The organism is Gilliamella sp. B14384G12 (assembly GCF_016101825.1).
Lineage (GTDB): Bacteria > Pseudomonadota > Gammaproteobacteria > Enterobacterales > Orbaceae > Gilliamella > Gilliamella apicola_N.
Genome location: NZ_JACFPU010000003.1, coordinates 190,554 through 213,153, shown reverse-complemented (window position 1 = coordinate 213,153; position 22,600 = coordinate 190,554). Strand labels below are relative to the sequence as shown.

Below are 22,600 nucleotides of genomic sequence, written 5' to 3'. Positions count from 1 at the left end.
TAAATTTTTAACTGTTACTTGCTTTCGATAATGTGCCATTAAATGGCTTTTGTGCCGTAAATGTGACATTATTGGCAAAACCGAGCATATGATCCGCGTTTAAATGGGCGTATTTATTCACCATCTCTAACGTCTCCCATCCGCCAAGATTTTTGAGTGTATAGAGAGGTGTACCCGCTTGAACATGCCAACTTGCCCACGTGTGCCTTAAATCATGGAAATGAAAATTTTCTATTCCTGATAATGTACATGCACGTTTAAAATCTCTTCTATCAATATCGTAAATTCGCTTATTTGTTGAACGAGTAAAAACATATTCGCAATTATTTTTAAATCTTAATTTCCTCAATAATTCGATAGCATCATTATTTAATAATAATGCTCTTGCTTTACCTGATTTTGCATTTTCGTTAGTTACTGTTGCTATTCGATTAACAAAATCAACATTGTGCCACGTCAATGTAAATATCTCGCTCATACGCGCACCTGTGGATAGAGCAAAAAAACAAACGTCTTTCATCCAATTTAATTTTAGATTTTGAATTAATATGCTTGCTTTTTCCTTTGTAATCCATTTAACTCTGACTTTAGGCTCACCACAACGAGGAATATACGGCACAGCATCAATCCAGCCCATTTTATGGGATAAACTAAAAACCCTGAGGATCGTTGATCTATATCGATTTTTCGTTCCATTAGCTATTGGTTTCTTAGTTTTTAAATGTAATTCTGGTATACTATTTGTTAATTCTTCGCCAGTAATACTTGATAAAGTTCTGCCTGAAAAGATCTTTAAAAAATATTCTGCGTGAGCTTGTTTATAGTCGAATCGCGCTTGGTGTTCGCTATCTTTCAAAAATAAAATAACCGCCTCTTCAAATAGACGTTGCGGTTTTTTATTCAATTTTGTTATTTCCCACAATTCAGCTTTTAATTTATCGTGATACTCTAACGCCTTTCTTTTGTCTGTCGTACCAGTAGAGCGCCTAACTCTTGATCCATCTGGTGCTTGGATATCAATATGCCAGATGTCGCCACGCTTTTTAATCGACATTTTTTACCTCCTTGATCAGAGGTTAGCCGATCGTTATTATTATTTGAATTGAATTTTTCTTCAAATATTTTTTTATCGACCAACCATCGGCCTTTACCGCCTTGACGAGTAAAACCGTATTTACTTTTATTTTCAAACATATATGTATATGATAATTTGGTTATTCTTGCGGCGTCTTTTAATGTGATGATTTCCATATATTTAACCTATAACTGAATATCATTGTTACACGCATAATTACCCTCGCTGATAATTAACTATCACGTTCCCACATTTGAACGGAACAATCAAAATTAGGCAGGTTTCAAAACTGCAACTATTCTGTGAACGTTCACCGTTGGGTAACAGAAATTGATATCTACCATCAGGAACATAGATAATACAGTCCTGATTGATAACATTTTCATGCCATGCACGGGTTGCGGGAGTGTATGGCATGACCATTAAAATCTCGTGTCCCGATGATTTAGATTGCTCGATAGCTCGTTGGAAAAACTCCCATTTTTTCGAAAATGGCGGGTTGCAAAACATTGGTAAATGTTTACAGTGGTAACGCTCATTTCTAACAATGTTATTTTTATCCCATTCAACTAGCGGACTCAATGCGTCAATACTCTCATCAATATATGCAATTGCTAGACCTATCGATGTATCCGCATCTTTCGCGCAAACATCAACACTAAATTGAGGTACATTTAACAGCATTTGAGCGTCACCTATTAAATTTTTAGGTGTTCGCCAATAATCCTTTTCTGATTTTGGCGTGTTAGATTGATTTAAACTAACCATTAATATTTACTCCTCAACTGACCCTGATCCAAAATGACAAAAAATCGCTTCAAACCCTTATCGTACAAGGGTTTGTCATAGTGATCGTAAATTATTTTTTTAGAGAGCTAGCATACGATAATATTTCATCTCTATACGATTGCCATGTTAGGTCACGTTCCGCCATAGTTCTATGTTGGAGCACCATATTAACGGTGCTGTTTACAGCCTCCCGTATACCCTGTGCCTTGATTTCGTTAATATCTTTATTTAAATCACCTGAATAAAACATGCGAAAACTCAGCATCACGTAACCTGTCTGTAAATACTGGTTATCATCTAAAACGTGTGTAACAATAACTGCGCAATTTTTACCAGTAAAAACACCATTCTCGTCAATTTCATTTAGGATTAGAATGTCGCCTACCTGATAATTACGATCGTTGTATCTGATTTCCGCAGTTTTAGTGCCATTGATAACATTAATATAATGCTCAGATTTGATTTTTAATTTATGCTCTTTGTTTTCAATATTGTGTGGTTTAACATTTTTCATATTTTTTATACCAGTTTGATATTTTTAGTGGTGGGAATAGGTAGGATTTCCCACCCCCTATGAACGTTAAATTAATTCGCGCCTTGTTCGTAATCCAGCGCATCAATAGTTCTGAACTCAGGGATTATTGTCGGTTTAACAATATAAACGCAGTCATCTTCACTGTCTGTGAATACCCTATAGTAAAATTCGCCAGTTTCTATATTTGAAAAACATACTGATTTGTCGTTTTCATATGGAAGCTCCAATTCGTCTGAAATGCTCTCCTTATTTAGGATCATAAAAACTGAGCAGCCATCAGCCAGGTCAAACACAAATGTTGTCCCTGCTTTTAAATCCAGCATCGAGGCCTTTAATTGTTTCGGCGGTGTAAACTTAAATTTCATGGTTATTCCTTATTTAACTTTCTGCACTAAGTTATTATTTAATAATTAATCGTAATCGTTTGGGTAATAAATATCATCTGCTTGACAATCAAGCGCTAATTTTGATGTTCCGAAATACAACGCGATCATCATTGATTCAAATTTAGTGCAATTGTGTTTTAATAATTTATTCATCTGAATTCCTTCAAACCTAGCCGAATAAATTTTGTAAATTGGATGAAGAGCTCCATTCTGTACAATTGTTTCCTCTGTTAAATGTCCAGAGAGGTTATTTTTAAACTGATATTTAGAACTTGATATTGAATCAGGATTTGGCGGTTGTTCCTCAAAATATATATGGCAAGTTTTAGAAGAAGAGGGGAAATGAGCCTCGTATTCGTCAATAATCAATGACGGTTTTCCCCATCCCTCCTCCTCGGCCTGCTCTTCATTTTCTTCCATAAATGCATTTAATAATTCAGACAGGAAAATAACGCTAGGCACTTTATCCTCGTTAATAATTTTTTGCATTGCTTCAGTTGTTTGATCTATGAATTGTTTTTCAATGTCTGATGAATTCCACGCGTTTCTTAATGAGTCAATAATCAATTTATTGTACTTAGGTAGTGCAGCAATCTCTTCAAAATTCTGAGGTAATGCATTTTTTATCAATTCGGCTATTTGTCTGCCGAAAGACCCGTAAGGGGAAAAAGCGCTTTGAATCAATTCTGTAAACAATGATTTTACTGCTAGGTCGGTAATTTTTTGAGGTTCATCACTTTGCGAAAAACGGTCAATACTCTCGGTTAAAAGTTCATTTAAAGTTTTGTCTTTCATAGTTACTCCTTATTTAAATCATCAAATTTTTTTATACCCCATACGATAGCGTAACAGAGCCAGATGTAATTATATCTACACGTCCTGTAATCCTTTTCCCAGAACTCGTCAAAATCAAATCCATAACAGCCGAAATTTGTAATTCTATCGATTATTTCGTGTTCATGCTCCGCACTCAAAACACTAGTCTCTAATTTGAGACGGAGGACAGATTCGTCGTCTTCTGATAGCTCGTTATCCCTGATAAAATCGTCTAAATCTTTTTGCGCGCAGGCCTTAACCTTATCTATGTCAAACTCTAAAAAACTAGCGTATTTTGCCTCACATGATGTTGATTGAATTCTTTCACCCCAATACGATGGGTCGATTGATAAATCATCAGAACGGAAAAGATTAAACATGTCATTTTGTTGTGAAAAAACTAATGAGCCCATTTCTCCAGTAATTATTAGATACCCCTGAAATGTAGTAATGTTAAAATGCCTATCGTTAGTGGCTGGATTCTTAAATATTAAATGTCGGTCTACGTCATTATTTTGATGAATAGTTAATTCGTGGTTTTTAACGTTATCTAAAAATTGTTCAAGTGTTGGTTGTGTCATAATTTTTCCTTGATTTGGATAGGTTAGGGTGGGTTAGCCATTGTCCCGCTCGGCTTTTGTTTTGACTAATTTAACACTCTCAGCTTCAGCCACGTATCTAGACTCACCATCACATAGTCTTACTGCACAATATTCTGTTGGTTCAGAACGTAACACTTTAGATTTTATGTAGAGATGATTCATATAGATAAATGAATCACCGCAATTTAATTTGCCAAACTCTATGTTTACATCGTAAACGCTACTATCTACATTCATCTGTGTTCTCCTTATTTAACATCGTATATAAAAACCGCTCTAGGAGCGGGTTGTATCTAATAATTAATTTAATGATTTAAATCTAAATCTAACTGACATGAAAATAGCTCGCATGATTCAGAGCATGAACCTGAATCATAACCACCGCTGCCACGTATTGTGGCTAATATGTCATCTCGTGAATGGTTTTGATACATAGCTATGATTGAAGCCAACGAGTGATTACCACGGTACATTATTTTATTAGCCTGTTGTTCGCGTTCTACAACTCGGATGTTGGGGTCGTCAATCAGATTAATAAAATTCTCTGCCATTTTATGTTCATCCCTAGTGGCTAACGCGATTTTGCTAATTGATTTTTTTATACAAAAAACACAATTACCTAAATGTTCGGGTATCTCTAAATCAAAGGGCTGACTTTTCCACCAGTTGATTATGTCTCTTTTATCAAAGTCAGAAATCTCGGCTAAATACTTATAACCCGCCTTGGGTTTTAACCGTTTAGGCTCGTCAGCACGTATACCCAGCCACGTTTGATAATTATTTTTACCATATTTATCATTACAATATCGTGTAAACGGCTCCAGCTTCATTGTTCGAGTGCAAAATGCGCCTCCCAAATAGGGCAACCCATATTTATAACAAACATCGCGAAACGGCTGTAAATCCTGTGTTAGCTCGTCTAACGTTATTTCACGGTAGGAATTTGCCTGCCCGAGTTCTGGATTGACCACAACTCGCAAACACGTTAATTTTATACCCCAGTGTTTAACTATATTTTTGATGAATTCATAGGTTTTCGGGTGTTCAGCTCCTGTGTCCAGGAATATAAAATCTGTATCAGGGTGTGAATGCATTAGTTGATAAACCATATATGCAGACGAACGACCGCCGCTGAAACTGGCAATATTTTTCATATAATATCCCGATGTTAATAAACTTGATGGTAGAGGAAAAATAGATATTAAAAACCGCTACAGGAGCGGTTAAATATAATGAATATATTTATTACCTACCATGGAATATCGTCATCGAAGTCCATTGGTGGTTCTGGGGCTTTAGATTGCGGTGTAGGCACGTTTTTATTTTGTTGGCGCAATGCTGTATTTTGGGTACTGTGTTCCCTATCATCCGCACCGTTTTCTCGTGAGCCTAGCATTTGTAAAGTTCCACCGAGCGGATTAATAACTACCTCTGTCGTGTAACGATCTTGCCCTGATTGATCTTGCCATTTTCGAGTTTGTAGCTGCCCTTCAAGATAAACTTGAGTACCTTTTTTAATGTATTCACCAGCAATTTCGGCTAATTTACCAAAAACGACAACTCGATGCCATTCAGTGCGATCACGGGTTTCACCAGTTTGTTTATCTTTCCATGATTCTGAGGTTGCTACACTAAAATTAGCTACAGCATTTCCATTTGGCATGTAACGGACTTCAGGATCTTGTCCTAAGTGACCAACTAAAATGACTTTATTTATTCCTCGGTTTGCCATCTTTAATCCTCAAATTGTTTCGCCATATTTCTAATAAAATTTAACACGTTGTTAGCGTCGCCTCTGCACAGCCGTTTCTTAAACATGAATTTATTTACAGTTGGATAAAAACAAACTGTGCCTTGAGGTGTTTTAAATAAAACAGTACCACTCATATCAGTACTATATTTAAATTCGCACTGCTGAATAATTTTCATATTTTTATTTGCTCGCTCATTTTTTCGTTTTTTTACGATTTTTCTATATTCGTTAAACGCCTCTCCGACATCACCCATAATTATTAATCCTCCAAAATTTCATAACCAGTGGTAACTATTTCAGGCATGAATTCATCATGAATTTGTTGTAAAAATAGTTCCTTGTCGTCCGCCTCGTCATATTCGCTTTTATCAATCTGAACTGTTGTTGAATAAGTTTGACCATTCGATAATATCGCTGTAAGTTTTATTTTCATTTTTTCTGACATAATTACTCCTCAGGTAGCGGTAGCTCATCTGCATAAATCCAATGAGTTATCTCATCGTTATCACACTCAGACCATTTACCAACATAATCATCTATCTGCTCATCAAGTTCTGCGTGTTCGTCGTACCAGTCGTATGTTGTTGACTCGCATAATTCACCATAATTATTTAAAAACCTAATACGTACGATACACAGCTTTTGACAAAAGCCATCTATCTTTTTTGGTGCTTCATCTGGAAATTTACGCCAATTTAATTTAGTCATTACTCACCTCCGTTAAATCAGTTTCTGGCACTAGTTGAATGCTAATAAACCCTAGAACGCTGTTAGCATCTCCTTAATAAGGTAATTATTGTCACTCTGTCGCCATCGGCGTGACTACCGACGAAATTGGATACAGGCTTGTATATTTCAAATCAGCGGGCTATCCTGAAATGAGCAGGGTCACTGCTAACACTGATTATCACCGCATATACCAGACGGGATTAATCATTTTTGCGCGTCAATTTTGTTTTTAATTTCCTCTCTGTGTACAGGCACATTTTTAGGTGCATTAATACCAATTCTGACTTGATTACCTTTCACACCAAGAACAGTAATAAAAACATCATCACCAATAATTAGTGTTTCACCTACTCTCCTAGTTAAAATTAGCATTTGCTCTCCTTATAATTCTGTTTATTGAGTTAATAAAAAACCGCCATTAGGCGGTTGCTTTCTTGAACGGGTCGGGTTTGCCCAATTTTTCGGCTAGTTCACTGATACAGTCTCGGGCTGAGCGCTTGTATTTTGTGGCTAAAGTATTATAAAGTCGATATTCCTCGTTAACCTGCTCTTCAAAATCTGAATATGTCCCAGCGAAACATCCTGCCGCAATTAAAAATTCATTATTTGCCCAAAATGCAAATATTGTTCGCCTACCAAAACCGCAATTCTCTCTGTATGAAACATTTTCGATTTTATGCGCATTTAAATAAACAGAACAATTATCATAAATTGTCAGATTAGACGGTAGTCGTTTTATGCTTGTATTACTCAAATCCAGACCAAATCCCACTTTTAAATTTTCAGGCAGTTGAATCTCGCCCTCATAATATTTCAAATCCAACCCTTCCGTAAAATCTGTATTTTCGGGAATAACAACATTTTCAAAATGTGCTTCAACTGGAGATAATGTATCTAAGACTATAACCGTCCCATCCTTAATTTCATACTCACAGGCCTCAACAGCTAAAAACTCTAAAAATTCTTCCATAATTAAATCCTAGTACAGATGTTTATGCGACATCTTGAAACGCTATCCGTTTATGAATTTCTCTGACTTTTTCAACATCATCCGCGCAATATTCAGCAACCTGTTTCAGTTTCCCTAATTGCACAAAATCCCAAACTTTTGAACCGTCAATTTCGTCACCTTTAGGTGGAATACCCAGAGACAGGCACACCTCGTTGAGCGATACGTAATTGCGTTTTCCAGCCCATTCCGTCATGGTGTCAAATATATACATATTGTTATATGATTTACTATTTAGCGGTAAAAATGATGGAGGTTTTATTCCCAGAACTATAGCGCGCTGATAAATGAATCTCAGGTCGAAATTTTCGATATTGTGACCAATAAAATGAGGTGTAATATCTGCACTAGGGCTATAACATTCGATTAATTCGTTAAAAAATGTTTTTAAAATTTCGCGTTCAGATGTTGCCCAATCATCAAAATAAATTGTTCTAACATCATTGTCATTAATCGCGTAGCCAATACAAACTATTTGACCAAAACCACCATTTAAGGCGGTTTTTCGGTAAGCCGTTTCTTTGTTTTCTTCTATCCATGCATCAATCGTTTCTTGTTTTTTGTAACTTGCTGGAGGTGTTAAATTTGTTTGTATGTGATTTTTTATATGTTCAGATTGGGTTGGTATAGTTTCGATATCAAAATAAATGTTAAACCGTTTCATTATTTTCTTCCTCCGTAAACTTTTCTTTTAATTTGTCATAAATGCATTTTGCTTCTTCTTGCTCAGGAAAACCCATCAAATTTTTATACGCCGTTTGAAATGCGATTTTTAGCTCATTAATATTTTGCGCATTGTTTGCTTTTTCTTTGAAGTCATTTAGCTCCGCCATTTCTTTGGGCACACCATCATTTAACCATTCAAGCAATTGCTCGCCAGTTTGAGACGTTATTTTGAATATATTCCCATCAAATAGGCGCGTTCTGTCCTTTGTTGCGGTAGCATTGTGATTAATATCAATATCAAACATTACCGTAAACTCGTATTCCATTCCGTCACGTTGAACTGGAGCTAGACCGATCTTTTTGGGTGCTTGTTTACCATTACCGTCACTTTGCAAAATGTAATCCTGCTTGCTTCTCATTGTAGCAATGATATGACACGGGCTTGCTAGCATAGCGTTTACTAACGAATTATGTTCAGGCGTAACAAATCGCCATGCAGAATAACTGTTGTTTTTACCGCTTTCGGCGATTTTGCCTTGCTTATCGAGAAGCCCACCATCTCCTGCCCACGCATGGGATAGGCTATCTATTATGATTACGTCATAATTTGCTTGCTCAAACGCTTTGATGGATTGTAGGTATTTATCGATAGTGTAGGGCGCTTCAATCTGTATAATGTCGTAATCACCTAAATCAGCATATAAATCACCGCTACCGTGCTCGGTGTCGATTAAACCAATTTTTTGACCCAAACCAAACGCCAACAGCAAAGATGAATATGTTTTACCTGCGCCACTTGGCGCAGCTATACCTAATCTTAATTTCGCTTTTTTCCTAACTGCCTTTCTAATCTCTACCATATAATTCCTCCATCATGTGCGTATCATTCTCTTGTTTTTGGACTTGTAAATTAGCTAATTTTGTTAAATCAACCCTGTACGCTTCAGCCACATCAACGATCATTCTTTCTTGAATCGACAGCGATTGATAAACTTCTTCCCATTTCATATAATCACCTCGACGCCACATCTAACATCCAGCTAAACAATATAAATAGCCCTATAAAAAATAAACTCAGGGCAGAAAAAAAGGCGTACACCCTGTCGCCCTTAGTCAATTTCTCTTGTCGGTTTGTAACGCGTGTATTACAACCGACATAATCAGTCGGTATGTTGTTCATTTATACCCCCTCTGGTCGTTCGGTTAATGAGGTCCTCCAGTCGATGCCGTCAGAGTTGAAAACAAGAGGGCTTTTTATATGTTCAACTTCAGATAGAAGCCACTCTCCATCAACTCTTTTAGGTGCTTTCTTGCAATGATAAAAGCGCTCATTTTTATCCATAACTATGAATCGAAATTCTTTATTGATTTTTTTCCATATTTTACGAGAAACAGGTATTGGTGTTGGGTTTGGGTTTGGGTTTATTCGATATTTAAAATCCCCGTTATGAAATAAAGTTACCGCATTTACCCATCCAGAACCATAATCAACCTCAACATAGAGGCTTTGCTTCATAGCTAACAGAATTTGCACCAAATGCTCTTGTTCTGCGTTCTGTGGTGTGAGTTTTGGTATTAAATTACCGTCGTTATTTTTTATTGCATTGAAGAACCAGTCGGTGATGTTTTCTAGTCCGCACATTTCACAAATGTTCGAGTTATCAGCCGATATGCCGTAAGAATTATTGAAAAAACAGATATCAAACGGGTATGTTTCAAATGGACACCATTCCGTTGTTTTTTCTCCTCCTACCCATGTTATTCCTGCTTCGTCACATGCCTGTAATACCAACCCGGAGTCCTGTTTATTCTGACACTTAACATACCAATTCTTTTGCTTCAATCGCGCTATAACTTCTTTATTAGTCATTGTTTTCTTCCTCAAAATAATCTGTTAACCATAACAGGAAACTTTCCTGCACTGCCTGTTCTGGAGGGGTTACCTCCCAGTGCCCAAAATCTTCATCAAATCCACCACGTTCAAGTAATTCAATTGCCAGCTCATTGATAGAATCATTGCTGTAATTTTTTGAATATTCATGCTGTTTTATTAACTGAATCAAACACTCTAAATATTCCTGTTTCCATTCTGTGTAATTCATTGTTTTAGTCCTGTAAAAAAGCCCTCATGAGAGGGCAAAAGGATGTTGATAATGAATAGCGCTTTTATGGCAAGCGCCAATCTGTGATTGGTTTTAGCATTAAATTTAGATATATTATTCTTCTAGCAAAAACTATTGCGCTATCTAGAACGCTCATGAAATCTGGTCGAATACTAATTTCTGACTTTAATGAGTTTTTTAAATCCTTGAATTGAGTAGAACCCAGTTTAATTTTGATTGATGATATTAATTCAGCAAAATAATCTATGATATAATCGTCATCATTTGATTGAATATTTTTAACAGCATCAGAGATTAATTTGTTAGTTAAATCATTAGCTTCTTTAATTTTTTTATCCATTTGAATAATCCCTTAAAAAAGCCCCATTTCTGGGGCAAGCGGATGTAGTAGTTGCTGTCTTTCCAGCTGTCAGGATTCATCACAACAACCTTCATGTTCGATTGTTTTTTCGTTTAATTCAGCTAAAGCGTTGGCGGCATACACAATCGGTTGAGCGTGTTGATCCATCATATCCTTGAGATATTTAATAAAGCATACCTCCCTGATTGTTTTTATTTGTTTTTTATCATAATCGACAGCTATGCGCGCTGTTAAATTTTCATAATCCTGAATGTTTACTATCAATTTAACTTCTATTTTTTTAGCCATTTTTTACCTCAGTTTTTATCAAACTCAAGCCCACTCATTGAATGGGCTTTGATTTGAATGCTCAGTTATCTCTAGAGCAGAGTTTTTGCGCCTTAGTTAACCTTTCGCCAGTGTTGCCTTTTTCCGTAAGTTATCAAAAGGTCTTCTCGATAAGTTCGGGCAATTTTGTATGCTAGGGTCTAAACAGTAATAACAGTGCCGCTAACACTATTACCAGTTAACTAAGTTCGACTTTCCTAATTTTTAAAGAGCTTCACTATGTGATTTATTTTTCCAAAACCGCAGTATGTTCATATGCCCCTGCTAGCTACTTGAATCTTGCTACCTAATTAGTAACTCGTAGTATTGCTAATTGATTGGTAGGTTGATTTGTTTTGATGCTTAATAATTTAAGATATCTAAAATTAATTGTCAAATATTATTTTAGCATTCTTAAATTATTTAAGAATACTAAAATTAAATTATTAAAATATTTATGGAATTAGTTACTTTTTTTATTAAAAAATATGATTAAAAGTAGGATTTAATGAATTTTAGGCATAAAAAAACCCGCTTAGCGGGTTTGATTAGGATCAATATATCTTAATTATGATATATCAGCGATAAATAATTTAGATATTTTATTTTGTTTTACTGTAGCTTTTGCAATCACTTTTATTTCTGCTTCTGGGCTATCATGGTTATGAGAATACAATGATAACGCCTTGATGTAAGGAGATAGGGTTGGGTCGGAAATTTCAGCGATAATTCTATTTTTTTCTGTATCGCTTGCAAAGTAAATTTTCGCAGTTCTATTGATTGTATCAAGTTCGGTGATATAAACAGAATATTCTTTTAACCCAATAATCTCGTCGTCACCTAAATTGTTAATAAAATCTTTATCTGCTTGCTCAAAATTTTTTAACTCCACTTTATTGTTTGAAACATTTAAAGTTTTGCAAGAATTACCAATAGGTTCAACCATTTGCCCTACAGATGGTTTTAACGAGTCAGCCATTTTATCAATAGTATTCAAGAGTCTTTCGATAGTGTTTTTATCCTTATTCCCAAGCTCTTGTATTGCTTTATCTAAAGCATCTTTCAAGTGTCTCATTTCATCTTTTTTAGCTGAGTTTCTGTTTAAAACGTACATTAATATTACACTAAAAGTCGCACCAAAACTACCAGATAATATCTGATGTTGACCCACAAAGTCCATTATCAATTCAACACTAAAACAATTTGCTTTAGCTCCAGTGGCATAAACTGCAATTTCTTGATTAGTCTGTTTCCTTATAAATTTTTGCGTTGCAGTGAAGTTGCCAACCGATGAAATAACTTTTGATGCTCCTTTCAGCGATTCAGCTAAACTTGATAATTCAATTTTATGAAAGTCCGCATCAAGACCGTCATATCTAAGAGTTATTAGATTATCATTCATTCTTTCACTTGTTCCTTATATTTGGTTCCTAAAATCGCTGAGACAGTTATCTATTCGCAATCCTGCCTAGCCATGTTTCCTTAACATCATCAATTTACCTGCACCCAAAATATACGCCATTTCAGTTATCGGTTTGAATTTATTAAAAACCTCGAACGCGATTATTTGTGGGTGATTCTCACCTATCTTTTTCTTCTAAATATTCGGTGTTCAACCATTGTGCCAACAATCTGAATTTTTTTATCTACGGTGCTGACAGTTCTATAGTCGGGATTTAATGGGATCAACTCAAATTGCTCATCGGCTAATTCACGATATTTTTTGAAAATTGCTGCTTCATTTTTATTTTTTACAGCCACAACAAACTCGCCTGGCGTCGGTTTGATGGCGGGGTCTATAATAACTATATCGCCCTGTTTAAATTCAGGTTCCATTGAGTCCTCATCTATTTGTATTGCAAAAGATCCTTTTGATACGTTTAAAGATGTCATTAAATATTCAATATTAGGTAAATCATCAAGTTTTTCAGGCTGATTTAACAAAACAACCTGATTACAATTAATTAATGGAACTTTAAACGATTTTAATGATGCTGGTGCTACATTTGACCTTTTGCCGCCATTTAAAAGCCATACGAAATCGCATTCTAACGCTATTGATAAATCATATAAATTTTTAGCGCTAGGAGTGGTTGTATCCGATTCCCATTGAGAAATTGAACCGTGTGTAGCCTCCGTTAAGGCTTTTGCCAAATCTTTCTGCGTTAGATTCAGGGCTTTTCTAGTTCTGCGTATTCGTTGACCAATTGTTTCTGTAGTCATTTGACACCTCATTTAATATTTAAGTTATCTTAACTCTTATTGACTTAAGATATCTAACATTGTAATATTCAAGAAAACTAAAATTTAAGGAGCGAAAACACATGTTTAAAAAAACTGTACTCAAGTACTATAAATACCCCAAAAAAATAGCTGACGCTCTAATGATCAGTCCTGCTGCTGTTTCTCAATGGGGAGAAGTAATCCCAGAAAAAAACGCCTATCGATTACAAGAGATCACGAACGGTGAATTAAAAGTTGATAGTGCTATATATCGAAAAACAAAAGAGCATTAATCAATGGAAAAATTATCTAATAAGGAACATGAAAGGTCGAGAAAGATCGAGACCATAATCTTGCAACGTCTTGCAGATAAAACTCAAACATCAGTAGCCATAGAAATGGGCATTAGTGAATCCAAGTTATCTAGGATGAAAAATGATGATCTACCAGAAATTGCAAATTTGTTGAGATGTCTTGGATTGAAAGTCGTCCCTGATGACTCGTTGGAAGTGTCACAAGCTGAGCTCAAATCAATTAAAACGCTAGCTAAAAAATATCTTGAAATAGATGAGATGATCTAAGGGTAGCTGTGATGTCAACTCTAAAAACCAAAAAAACACTGAGCCAATGCGAACGAATATTAACTCATTTGCAGAGTGGTAAAACAATTAATCCGTTACAGGCGTTGAATTTGTACGGCTGTTTGAGATTAAGCGCCCGCATTTACGACCTAAAACAGGCTGGTTTTGATATTGATAGCCGTTTAGTCAATGAGCATGGTGTTCAGTACGCTGAATATTCGATGAGAGGTGAGTAATGAGCCAGTTTATAGCTAATTCGTTTCAGGTTCCTAATGCTGTCGTTGATGAGTTAATGGCGAAAATGTCAGCCAATGCATTGCGCTGTTATCTCCTAATAACTCGTAAAACTACTGGCTGGGGTAAAAATAGCGACAAAATCAGCGCGTCACAGTTTATGGATTATTTGGGAATCAAGGACAAGCGAACTATTTACACGGCGCTAACTGAATTAGCTAATTTAGGGTTAATTAATGCTATTAAAAATAATGGTGGAATAACTGAATATTCACTAGTTTTAGAACCGTCCGAACCAGTGACAAAAAATGCAGGTACAAAAAATGCTACCAGTGACAAAAAATGCATTGAACCAGTGACAAAAAATGTACCTACCACCAGTAACAAAAAATGTCACTCTACAAAAGACACTATAAAAAACAATATTACAAAAAAAAGAAACAATGATTTTGACCCTATGACTGTCAAACCAAAAAACGTGAGTATTGACGTTTGGAAAAACTGGATTGATTACAGAAATTCGTTAGGTAAAAAACTACAACCACAATCGTGGTTAAAACAATCTCAAATGCTGGAGGCACAAGCAAATCCTGAATTGATAATTAACCAATCGATCATGAATGGTTGGCAGGGGCTGTTTCCTCTCAAGAATAACGCTGCTGTTAGCAACTCAAACGACACGTCTTGGATAAATAATCTTAATGGAGAAATGTTCTGATGAAAAATATTGCTGAATTAGTCCCGCAAATCAACATCGTTAACGCCGTTGACAACTCAAAAAAACAACAGCAGCAGGAACAAGTTGCAGTGGTTGTAAATAAATTATTCAGTCAGCTGAGAGCCGCGTGTCCTGCAATGTTTCACACTCTAAATCATAACGACGAGAACGCAATTAAACGGCAATGGATAGTAGGTTTTATCGAGAACGGAATCAATCCAGCAATGATTAATGCGGGTATGCGTATAGCCAGACAGCAGAATAACCCGTTTATGCCATCGGTAGGGCAATTTATTGGATGGTGTGAACGGGGGCTAGCTGAACAATACGGGCTACCAACCGCAGAAAATTTAACTAAGGCCGTTATTGAATTCGGTAAACACAAGGGGTTTGATGATTTTTGCGAATATGACTATGGCGGTGATGCTAATTATTGGCTAATAAACGATCTTCACCGATTAATGCTGGATGAAAATTTGGGAAAAGAAAAATTGTTAATCAGAGCGGAAAAAATGATTAGCGAAATGGCAAAAAAAATAATGACAGGATGGGTAATCCCAACACCGAATAAGTCGTTACCTAAAACCGTTCAAGGCAAACCGTTATCTCGTGAGGAACAATTATCAAAGCTGTACAAAATAAAACAAAAATTTGGTTTTGGTCATGTTACATCGAGTTAACCACTGCCCACTAGGACAGCATCACATGTTGGACAAAATAGCGTATGACTATGTAACTAAAATTAAAACACGAGGCGCTAACAAATCAAAAATTAAACATGAGTTAGCAGAAAGAGTAAAGAAATTTACTGACAAAGATAAAGAAAAATTGAGGGAGTTAATACAAAAATGGCAAGAGTTAAAAAAGTAGTGGAAGCAAAAGTATTCGATAAAAACACTGGTTTAAATATGGAGTTATCAGAGCTCATTTTTGATAGAGAACAATATTATCAAGAATTGCTATGCGCTTTTTCGGTTATCAAAAAAAATGGTTTAGAAATTGAATTCTTAGGTGCTGTAAAAAGCCTTGTGCACAACCCAAAAATTAAAAGAAGCATTATCTACTGTATCACTGATAAAAAACATGTACTAGGGAAAGAGATAGGTGACTACAACCAAGCAACAAAAAATTATATTAAAAAATACTATAACAAATTAAAACATGAAGTTGATAGCGAAAAAGTGATTGTTCTTCAAAGAGAAATTGCGGAGCTTAAGAACAAATTGGATGCAATTACAACAGATTCACTTGTTGATAATTTGAGTGCGTGAGGATTGATAATGCAATATTTTATTAATTTTTTTAGGCGAATATTTCGAGGTCACATTAATGGGAGTTTTACAACAAAAATTAAAACCGTTGGCAAACGGAAACTAACGCCTGCAGAGCTGGATATTGAGTTGGAAAATTTCAAAAAATATTTAATAACTCCCAGACCAATTGGGATTGATGATTATAAAAATAATGAATTTATATCAAAACTGTTGGAGCAAAACTCTGAGTATATAACTCGGGCGCTAACTGCGTGGCTGGTTCGTGCGGAAATTGTAAACGGAGATAGTAATGAATAATCAAACATTAACATTTATAGCGGTATTGGTTTTATGGACGATGCTAGTTTGGACAAATATTAAATGATACGGGAAATAAGATTAACACATGAATCCGCTCGCGAATTTGCTATAAATATTATTGGTCAATTACCTATTGATAATAAACATCCTCTAAGAATTGTGATTGATGAAGATAAACGCTCATTGGCTCAGAATCGCATGATGTGGGCTGTTTTAAATGATATAGCAAAACAGGTCAAATGGAACGGAGAGCAACTAACTGCTGAAGAATGGAAACATTTAATTACTGCTAATTTACATGGACAAAAATGCCTCAAGGGGATCGATGGCGGACTAGTGTTTATGGGGCTATCAACTCGGAAAATGAATAAAAAAGAATTCGCTGACGTGGTGACATGTGCCGAACAATTTGGTGCTGAAAATGGCGTTAAATTTAGTAATGATGCATTAGAGGCTATACGACTAGCAGAACAGTACAAAGATCAATTATCAAGGGTGGCGTAATGAACGATTTAGAACAATTAGAAACAATAGATGAACGAATTGCAGAGGCTGAACGTCTATTAATTTATTTAAACGAACAGCGCAGAGAAATAATTAATCGAAATAATTTAAATAAAAATGATTCAAATGTTCACGATTCAAATGTTGTAGTGTCGAAATTTTTATCAACGAGTTATAGGTAAAAAACACTCATGAGCAAACTAACTAAATTGGCGAGAGGTAGAGAGTGTCAGGTACGGTTACCATGCTGTAATTACAGCGCTGAAACCACTGTATTAGCTCATTATCGATTAGCTGGCACATGCGGTATAGGTATGAAACCAAATGATTTACAGGGCGCGTGGGCATGTTCAGCGTGCCATGACGAAATAGACCGCAGAACACGATTATTTGAACCCGAATTTGTCCGATTAGCTCACGCTGAGGGCGTCATGAGAACGATAGATATATTAGTTAAAGAGGATGCTATAAAACTATGAGACCAATGTTAGCGCTAGGTAGATTAAAATCAGGTCAGATGAACAAAACTGAATCTGAATATTATCAGTATTTAAAAACATTAGAGCGAGCAAATGAAATACTGTGGTTTAAATTTGAGGGATTAAAATTCAAATTAGCTGATAACACAACATACACGCCTGATTTTGTCGTAATGAACAAGGATAGATTAATTGAATTACACGAGGTAAAAGGGCATTGGATGGACGATGCCCGCGTAAAAATAAAAGTCGCTGCCGATATGTACCCGTTTAAGTTCGTGGCAATTAAAAAGCGCGCTAAAAAACACGGTGGCGGTTGGGAAATTGAAGAATTTTAAAGGGGTAAATAGTGTCTGAATATAAACGCATTGAAAATGATTTTACACCACAACAATTTGAAAATTATTTAAATAACCAAAATATTTTTATTCAAAAAAACAATGAGGGTAATTTATTATCTAAATCTATTGAACTATTAAAAATGTGGGGAATTTGTAACGCGTATTCCAGTAAATGCGGTTATAAAAATGTTAGCGCTATGTTTTCTGAATTATATCCTAGAAAAAATTTTGTATATATAGAAAATGAACTAGAATTTATAGATGAATGCATGAGGGAGGCTAAAAACTCACGGGATGAATCAATTAAAGAACAGCATGACATAGCCGAGCTGTACTATAAGGGCATTGATATTGTTGTTGATGGTACTGATTGGAGCGAAAAATTAACATTACGGGATATTGCCGAATTAAAAAATATATCAAAAAATACAGTTGATAGACGATTACGAGCATTCGAAAGCTACATTGTTAGTAAATTATCAAAAAGAGACGATATTTATTATTAATAAGGTTGACGTGGGACAAAAAGTACACTAAACTGTTCATGATAGGATTTTTATGTAAAGCTCTCGATTGGGGGCTTTTTGTTTTAGGATATACCCAGATTTACTATGAAGTTCCCATTTTTTCTGCCCCTTTTATTAACCTCTTTTGTTGCTAATTCAGTTCAAAATTTTAACAACGCTAAAACTCAACTAGTTCATATTTACTCATCGCACCCTGAACAAACAACATTTTATTGCGGTTGTGGATTCTCGTTCAATGGTAAAAAAGGCTCTGTAGATTTTAATAAGTGTGGTTATACGCCTCGAAAAAATCAGGTGCGAGCAGCTCGTATAGAATGGGAGCATGTTATGCCAGCCGAGAATTTTGGACGGCATTTAAAATGCTGGCGCAATGGCGGGCGTAAAGAGTGTAAGAAAGATGCCGTTTTCAACACAATGGAGGGCGATTTGCATAATCTCCAGCCGTCTATCGGTGAGGTAAATGGCGACCGTTCCAATTTCCGTTATTCTCAATTTACTAAAACACCCAACCAATACGGTCAATGCCAATCGTCGGTGGATTTTAAACAGCGCCAATTTCAACCTCGTGAGGAAATTAGAGGCGTAATTGCCCGCACATATTTCTACATGCAGGATAAATATAATATCAATTTATCTGACGCGCAGAGCAAACTAATGACCGCATGGGATAACATGTATCCACCTAACGAATGGGAATGCGATAGGAATCGACAAATAGAACGAATTCAGGGTAATGACAATAAGTTTATTACCGAAAAATGTAATTAATCAAGCCGACGAAAGTCGGTTTTTTTATGCCTGTTTTTGGCAATCAGCATTTATTTTGATGAACTACATATAGTTATTCCGCTGATTGCTATTTTTATTTAAATCCTCAGTCCTGAGGTTTCACAGTATCGACAGCAATGCTAGACACACACACTACACAGACCCAGAGCTAGTACGCTGTCATTTCTATTAACTAACAATCGTAAATTCATATGGACAAATACACGTCACCAGTATCCTATTTTTGGGGAGTCACATGCTCTATGTTTGGATTTCTGAGCCTAAACGATATCGCTATTATTATCGGTATTATTATATCAATAGCCACATTTATCATTAATTGGATTTACAAACGCAGAGATTTTAATCATAAAAAAAATTTGAGAGAGCAATACTATGCGAAATATGAAAAAAATCACCGCGACTGCGATTTGTAGTGTTTCGGCTATTATCGGTATTGTTCTAACAAATTACTCAGATGAAATTAGAACCAGTAGAGCAGGACTGGAGCTAATCGGCAATGCTGAATCCTGTATTAGAGAGCCATATAATTGTCCAGCGGGTGTGTTAACTGTTGGTATTGGCTCAACTGGTAATGTAGAGCAAAAACGCTATACAGACGAGGAAATCGCCAGACGCTGGGTTGATGATATCAAAACGGCGGAACAATGTGTTAATCGACACGCGAATGGGTTTCATTTACCTCAACCAGTATTTGATGCAGCAACCTCAATCACGTTCAACGTAGGATGTACCAAAATGCGGACATCTACAATGTTTAAACACCTGAATAACGGAAATTATCGAGCCGCATGTAACGAGTTCCCGCGTTGGAATAAATCAGGTGGAGTTGTTTTGAATGGGCTAGTTAAACGTCGAGAACAGGAAAAAAAATTATGTCGTTCGCATGTTTTGCCATAGCCGCAATTATGGCTATCGGTGGTGTTCGTGGTTGGGGCTGGTTTTTAATTTTTTCATTATTTTTGGATATTCACTAATGTATAAATCAAAAATATTAATTATCGTTATTTTTGTTCTAATTATTTATATTGGTTACAACAACTATCGCGAAAATGAGCGTCTAAAACGCGAGAAATTCGAGTTAACCAGCCAAATAGAACAACTGCAGCAAACTATTGCTAAAAACAATCAAATCATCGCAGACAACGAGCAATCAAAACGCGAATTAGAAAATCAATCAACAGAACGGCAGGAGCAGATTAATGAGCAACTCAAAGATATCGACTGCGCTAATCAGTTTGTGCCTGTTTCTGTTTCTGACAGCCTGTACAACCGAGCGAAAAATTTACGTCAATCAACCGATACCCGCAAACTTACTAAATGAGTGTGTACCTCGTTTACCGCCTAAACCAATGACGTTCGGTGATAGTCTTAAATACAACGAACACCTATTAAATGTTATTGAAATGTGCAACAAAGATAAACGAGCGATCGGGGAATTAGTGGTGAATAATACTTGACGGTATTTTGTGTGTGAGTTATTCTATTATTGTTATTAAACAATTTGTTACATTTCTATCTGTATCATGTTTAATTTCTTCGTACTAGGGGGGTGGTTCGCGGTCGCCAAACTTAGAAACCATATCCCCTTAAAACTACTAACTTAGATACTTCTCATTAATAGCTTATCAATTAACTACCTGTATAAATAACTATTCATTTTTACTGCATAAAGTATAAAAATTATCCTGGCTGTAATTTTAAAAACTGCATAATTAATCATAAAACGAATTTTTACATTGTTTAACACTATTTAACACAAAAAATCAGACTAACACAACTATATTGTATAAACTACATACATATTCACAATGGATATAACGACAATGTGAGGATGTGCTATGAGCAAACAGGTGGCTATTTTAGGAGATATGACCAATTATGGCGGTAGGATTATCACGGCGTCGGGTCAAGGGTATAGTGATGGTGCTCAAATTGCTCTATTAGGTGATTTAGTTTCCTGTCCCAGATGCAGCAGTACTGGTAGAATAATAGAGGGAGCAGACAACTTTATTATCGATGGCAAACCCGTTGCCTATGATGGCTGTATTGTTGCGTGTAAATGCACGCCAGTCGGTGGACATCGAATCTTAGCGTTAAACAGTACTATGTATGTTGGGATTGGGGTTGGTGGTGGTTCTGTTCAATCGAATTCGTTTGCAGGTAATCAAAAACAATTTAACTCAGAGAATAATGACGAAAACAATTTAATTAGAATTGATGCACGTCGTCTATTACAATGCGCTGATGAATTATGCGAAAAACATCTATATCATGATGATATTAAACAGGCGTTCAAACAGGACATTGAATCGTTTGCTAATGATATTGTTGAACGGGTAGATAGTGGTGCAATGGCGTATGAGCAAGGCGCGGAAAAAATCAAGGCGGAAGAAGATGACCTTTTGGAGCAATCGCTTACATGGCTAAAAAAAGGCCTTTATATTTTTGGCGGTTTAGCTATGATTACAACTGGTGCTGCTATGTGCACAACTGGGATCGGTTGTGTAATTGGTGCATATGTTGGCGCTCATGGTGTGAATAGTATACAGGAGGGCATAACTGGTCAGGACGGTTTTTTGAAATCCACCTATCAGGCAGCTGCTCGGGAATTAGGTCTGTCCGAGTCAGTAGGAACGCTGGTTTATGATTTGGTTGATATAGGATTATCTGTACACGGTAAACTCGAACTAGTGCCTAAAATAAACGAGTTAGGGATGCCTGTCAAAAAATTGTGGCATTATGGGCGCCAGGATCTGGTCCGACATTATACGCAAATGAAAGAGGCTGCGTTACTTGGAGAGATTGGGGTTGACATAGCCTCATTGATTAGTATTTTTAAAGACGTCGAAAACGTTTTCTTTTATAATAAAGAAACTGATGAGCCCGCGCTAGTTGTTCCTGAGCCAGAAAAAATCACAAATGTGCGGGATTTAGCGGATAGCTGTCAAATAGTTATAGTTATGACATTTGCTGATGAAGTGCCTCCGCACTATTATTTATGTACGCGCCCTAACGGTGAACAATATAAAATTGAATGATATAAAGGATTAAAAATGTTCATTATTTTTATTTATTATTTTTTATCGATAGCTACTCTGTGCGCTTGCTATTATTTTCGCCGTTCTCGTTTTACAGAACAGGATTATAAATATAACAAACCATTAAAATGGACTCGGCGTATTCTGATAATTTGGGCGTATTTGTTTTTAGGAATACAAATTAGTATTTGTTTTAGGGAAAATTATTTTCGCAGTGTAGACAATGATTTCATTAGGGTATCAGCCGCATTTTTTCTAATTACCTATCTATTTTCCATAAGTTGGATAGAAAGAGTTTCACATCCTTTCAATAACAAGAAAAAATAGCAATCGAATTAACAAACAATAACCGCCTAAATGGCGGTTTTTTTATGCCTAAAATTCATAAACATTCAATTTTAGAAAATCTCAATTAGAAATGAGTTTTAGGGTTCTTAAT

41 protein-coding genes are annotated in these 22,600 nt (G+C 35.9%); 18 read left to right on the top strand and 23 right to left on the bottom strand.

The genetic code is table 11. From position 1 onward, the window contains the following. Positions 1–7 precede the first annotated feature (7 nt). From H3S73_RS05495 to H3S73_RS05385, 23 genes are all read right to left on the bottom strand, one after another. Entirely contained in the window at positions 8–1,054 is a 1,047-nt protein-coding gene (locus tag H3S73_RS05495; protein WP_198236076.1) for a site-specific integrase, read from the bottom strand. Between the two features lie 237 nt (positions 1,055–1,291). Then, positions 1,292–1,843, bottom strand: coding sequence for a DNA N-6-adenine-methyltransferase (locus H3S73_RS05490; RefSeq protein ID WP_198236075.1), 552 nt, complete (start codon positions 1,841–1,843; stop codon positions 1,292–1,294). Between the two features lie 91 nt (positions 1,844–1,934). After that, entirely contained in the window at positions 1,935–2,378 is a 444-nt protein-coding gene (locus H3S73_RS05485) for a DUF3850 domain-containing protein (protein ID WP_198236074.1), read from the bottom strand. Positions 2,379–2,449: 71 nt separating this feature from the next. Continuing rightward, complete coding sequence (locus tag H3S73_RS05480) at positions 2,450–2,764, bottom strand: hypothetical protein (protein WP_198236073.1); 315 nt, start codon at positions 2,762–2,764, stop codon at positions 2,450–2,452. A 45-nt stretch (positions 2,765–2,809) separates the two neighbouring features. Next, positions 2,810–3,580 (bottom strand): hypothetical protein, encoded by a 771-nt coding sequence (locus H3S73_RS05475; RefSeq protein WP_198236072.1) that lies wholly within the window; start codon positions 3,578–3,580, stop codon positions 2,810–2,812. Between the two features lie 2 nt (positions 3,581–3,582). Beyond that, complete coding sequence (locus H3S73_RS05470; protein WP_198236071.1) at positions 3,583–4,182, bottom strand: hypothetical protein; 600 nt, start codon at positions 4,180–4,182, stop codon at positions 3,583–3,585. 33 nt (positions 4,183–4,215) lie between these two features. After that, positions 4,216–4,365, bottom strand: coding sequence for a hypothetical protein (locus H3S73_RS05465; RefSeq protein WP_198236070.1), 150 nt, complete (start codon positions 4,363–4,365; stop codon positions 4,216–4,218). Between the two features lie 143 nt (positions 4,366–4,508). Beyond that, positions 4,509–5,357, bottom strand: coding sequence for a phosphoadenosine phosphosulfate reductase family protein (locus tag H3S73_RS05460; RefSeq protein ID WP_198236069.1), 849 nt, complete (start codon positions 5,355–5,357; stop codon positions 4,509–4,511). 95 nt (positions 5,358–5,452) lie between these two features. Beyond that, entirely contained in the window at positions 5,453–5,866 is a 414-nt protein-coding gene (gene ssb, locus H3S73_RS05455) for a single-stranded DNA-binding protein (protein WP_370528787.1), read from the bottom strand. A 71-nt stretch (positions 5,867–5,937) separates the two neighbouring features. Then, on the bottom strand, positions 5,938–6,210 hold the full coding sequence (locus H3S73_RS05450) for a hypothetical protein (RefSeq protein WP_198236067.1): 273 nt from the start codon (positions 6,208–6,210) through the stop codon (positions 5,938–5,940). Positions 6,211–6,215: 5 nt separating this feature from the next. Then, complete coding sequence (locus H3S73_RS05445; protein ID WP_198236066.1) at positions 6,216–6,401, bottom strand: hypothetical protein; 186 nt, start codon at positions 6,399–6,401, stop codon at positions 6,216–6,218. A 2-nt stretch (positions 6,402–6,403) separates the two neighbouring features. Beyond that, positions 6,404–6,664, bottom strand: coding sequence for a hypothetical protein (locus H3S73_RS05440; RefSeq protein ID WP_198236065.1), 261 nt, complete (start codon positions 6,662–6,664; stop codon positions 6,404–6,406). Between the two features lie 225 nt (positions 6,665–6,889). Beyond that, complete coding sequence (csrA, locus tag H3S73_RS05435; protein WP_198236064.1) at positions 6,890–7,057, bottom strand: carbon storage regulator CsrA; 168 nt, start codon at positions 7,055–7,057, stop codon at positions 6,890–6,892. 46 nt (positions 7,058–7,103) lie between these two features. Further along, positions 7,104–7,655: a hypothetical protein gene (locus tag H3S73_RS05430; protein ID WP_198236063.1), complete on the bottom strand. Its 552-nt coding sequence runs from the start codon at positions 7,653–7,655 to the stop codon at positions 7,104–7,106. Positions 7,656–7,677: 22 nt separating this feature from the next. Beyond that, positions 7,678–8,358: a ribonuclease H-like domain-containing protein gene (locus H3S73_RS05425; protein WP_198236062.1), complete on the bottom strand. Its 681-nt coding sequence runs from the start codon at positions 8,356–8,358 to the stop codon at positions 7,678–7,680. Then, the gene (locus H3S73_RS05420) at positions 8,345–9,220 is read right to left on the bottom strand and encodes an ATP-binding protein (protein WP_198236061.1); all 876 of its coding nucleotides are present in this window, start codon (positions 9,218–9,220) and stop codon (positions 8,345–8,347) included. The genes H3S73_RS05425 and H3S73_RS05420 overlap by 14 nt, the downstream gene beginning before the upstream one ends. Further along, positions 9,207–9,389 carry a hypothetical protein gene (locus H3S73_RS05415; RefSeq protein WP_198236060.1) on the bottom strand — a complete coding sequence of 61 codons (183 nt, stop codon included), beginning with the start codon at positions 9,387–9,389 and terminating at the stop codon, positions 9,207–9,209. The genes H3S73_RS05420 and H3S73_RS05415 overlap by 14 nt, the downstream gene beginning before the upstream one ends. 151 nt (positions 9,390–9,540) lie before the next feature. Continuing rightward, positions 9,541–10,152 (bottom strand): hypothetical protein, encoded by a 612-nt coding sequence (locus H3S73_RS05410; RefSeq protein ID WP_198236059.1) that lies wholly within the window; start codon positions 10,150–10,152, stop codon positions 9,541–9,543. Positions 10,153–10,222: 70 nt separating this feature from the next. After that, positions 10,223–10,462, bottom strand: coding sequence for a hypothetical protein (locus H3S73_RS05405; protein ID WP_198236058.1), 240 nt, complete (start codon positions 10,460–10,462; stop codon positions 10,223–10,225). Positions 10,463–10,526: 64 nt separating this feature from the next. Further along, a complete protein-coding gene (locus H3S73_RS05400) occupies positions 10,527–10,823 on the bottom strand; it encodes a hypothetical protein (protein WP_198236057.1) in 297 nt (98 codons plus the stop codon). 69 nt (positions 10,824–10,892) lie between these two features. After that, positions 10,893–11,132: a hypothetical protein gene (locus H3S73_RS05395; RefSeq protein WP_198236056.1), complete on the bottom strand. Its 240-nt coding sequence runs from the start codon at positions 11,130–11,132 to the stop codon at positions 10,893–10,895. Between the two features lie 586 nt (positions 11,133–11,718). Continuing rightward, the gene (locus H3S73_RS05390; RefSeq protein WP_198236055.1) at positions 11,719–12,552 is read right to left on the bottom strand and encodes a hypothetical protein; all 834 of its coding nucleotides are present in this window, start codon (positions 12,550–12,552) and stop codon (positions 11,719–11,721) included. A 182-nt stretch (positions 12,553–12,734) separates the two neighbouring features. Next, positions 12,735–13,373 (bottom strand): S24 family peptidase, encoded by a 639-nt coding sequence (locus H3S73_RS05385; RefSeq protein WP_198236054.1) that lies wholly within the window; start codon positions 13,371–13,373, stop codon positions 12,735–12,737. Positions 13,374–13,474: 101 nt separating this feature from the next. Between H3S73_RS05385 and H3S73_RS05380 the strand changes: the two genes are divergently transcribed. From H3S73_RS05380 to H3S73_RS05295, 18 genes are all read left to right on the top strand, one after another. Continuing rightward, positions 13,475–13,666: a Cro/CI family transcriptional regulator gene (locus H3S73_RS05380; protein ID WP_198236053.1), complete on the top strand. Its 192-nt coding sequence runs from the start codon at positions 13,475–13,477 to the stop codon at positions 13,664–13,666. A 3-nt stretch (positions 13,667–13,669) separates the two neighbouring features. Beyond that, entirely contained in the window at positions 13,670–13,954 is a 285-nt protein-coding gene (locus H3S73_RS05375) for a CII family transcriptional regulator (RefSeq protein ID WP_086318410.1), read from the top strand. Positions 13,955–13,965: 11 nt separating this feature from the next. After that, a complete protein-coding gene (locus H3S73_RS05370) occupies positions 13,966–14,190 on the top strand; it encodes a helix-turn-helix domain-containing protein (RefSeq protein WP_232352943.1) in 225 nt (74 codons plus the stop codon). Next, positions 14,190–14,906 (top strand): replication protein, encoded by a 717-nt coding sequence (locus H3S73_RS05365; RefSeq protein ID WP_198236050.1) that lies wholly within the window; start codon positions 14,190–14,192, stop codon positions 14,904–14,906. The genes H3S73_RS05370 and H3S73_RS05365 overlap by 1 nt, the downstream gene beginning before the upstream one ends. Continuing rightward, positions 14,906–15,586 (top strand): replication protein P, encoded by a 681-nt coding sequence (locus H3S73_RS05360; protein WP_198236049.1) that lies wholly within the window; start codon positions 14,906–14,908, stop codon positions 15,584–15,586. Before H3S73_RS05365 ends, H3S73_RS05360 begins: the two co-directional genes overlap by 1 nt. Further along, positions 15,570–15,776: a hypothetical protein gene (locus H3S73_RS05355; protein WP_198236048.1), complete on the top strand. Its 207-nt coding sequence runs from the start codon at positions 15,570–15,572 to the stop codon at positions 15,774–15,776. The genes H3S73_RS05360 and H3S73_RS05355 overlap by 17 nt, the downstream gene beginning before the upstream one ends. Then, a complete protein-coding gene (locus H3S73_RS05350) occupies positions 15,755–16,177 on the top strand; it encodes a hypothetical protein (RefSeq protein WP_198236047.1) in 423 nt (140 codons plus the stop codon). Before H3S73_RS05355 ends, H3S73_RS05350 begins: the two co-directional genes overlap by 22 nt. A 9-nt stretch (positions 16,178–16,186) precedes the next feature. Then, positions 16,187–16,477 carry a hypothetical protein gene (locus tag H3S73_RS05345; protein ID WP_198236046.1) on the top strand — a complete coding sequence of 97 codons (291 nt, stop codon included), beginning with the start codon at positions 16,187–16,189 and terminating at the stop codon, positions 16,475–16,477. A gap of 63 nt (positions 16,478–16,540) precedes the next feature. Further along, positions 16,541–16,984 (top strand): recombination protein NinB, encoded by a 444-nt coding sequence (locus H3S73_RS05340; RefSeq protein ID WP_198236045.1) that lies wholly within the window; start codon positions 16,541–16,543, stop codon positions 16,982–16,984. Continuing rightward, entirely contained in the window at positions 16,984–17,166 is a 183-nt protein-coding gene (locus H3S73_RS05335; RefSeq protein ID WP_198236044.1) for a hypothetical protein, read from the top strand. Before H3S73_RS05340 ends, H3S73_RS05335 begins: the two co-directional genes overlap by 1 nt. A 9-nt stretch (positions 17,167–17,175) precedes the next feature. Beyond that, positions 17,176–17,463, top strand: a complete 288-nt coding sequence (locus H3S73_RS05330; RefSeq protein WP_198236043.1) for a DUF1364 domain-containing protein — start codon at positions 17,176–17,178, stop codon at positions 17,461–17,463. Then, complete coding sequence (locus tag H3S73_RS05325) at positions 17,460–17,801, top strand: DUF1064 domain-containing protein (protein WP_198236042.1); 342 nt, start codon at positions 17,460–17,462, stop codon at positions 17,799–17,801. Before H3S73_RS05330 ends, H3S73_RS05325 begins: the two co-directional genes overlap by 4 nt. A gap of 11 nt (positions 17,802–17,812) precedes the next feature. Beyond that, positions 17,813–18,310 carry a hypothetical protein gene (locus H3S73_RS05320; protein ID WP_198236041.1) on the top strand — a complete coding sequence of 166 codons (498 nt, stop codon included), beginning with the start codon at positions 17,813–17,815 and terminating at the stop codon, positions 18,308–18,310. Between the two features lie 105 nt (positions 18,311–18,415). Next, positions 18,416–19,099 (top strand): endonuclease, encoded by a 684-nt coding sequence (locus H3S73_RS05315; RefSeq protein ID WP_198236040.1) that lies wholly within the window; start codon positions 18,416–18,418, stop codon positions 19,097–19,099. Between the two features lie 212 nt (positions 19,100–19,311). After that, positions 19,312–19,536, top strand: coding sequence for a holin (locus H3S73_RS13915; RefSeq protein WP_198236039.1), 225 nt, complete (start codon positions 19,312–19,314; stop codon positions 19,534–19,536). Next, a complete protein-coding gene (locus H3S73_RS05305; RefSeq protein ID WP_198248893.1) occupies positions 19,496–20,020 on the top strand; it encodes a lysozyme in 525 nt (174 codons plus the stop codon). Before H3S73_RS13915 ends, H3S73_RS05305 begins: the two co-directional genes overlap by 41 nt. Positions 20,021–20,096: 76 nt before the next feature. Continuing rightward, the gene (locus H3S73_RS05300) at positions 20,097–20,444 is read left to right on the top strand and encodes a hypothetical protein (protein WP_198236037.1); all 348 of its coding nucleotides are present in this window, start codon (positions 20,097–20,099) and stop codon (positions 20,442–20,444) included. 517 nt (positions 20,445–20,961) lie between these two features. Further along, the gene (locus H3S73_RS05295; protein WP_198236036.1) at positions 20,962–22,161 is read left to right on the top strand and encodes a PAAR domain-containing protein; all 1,200 of its coding nucleotides are present in this window, start codon (positions 20,962–20,964) and stop codon (positions 22,159–22,161) included. The last annotated feature ends 439 nt before the right edge of the window (positions 22,162–22,600 follow it).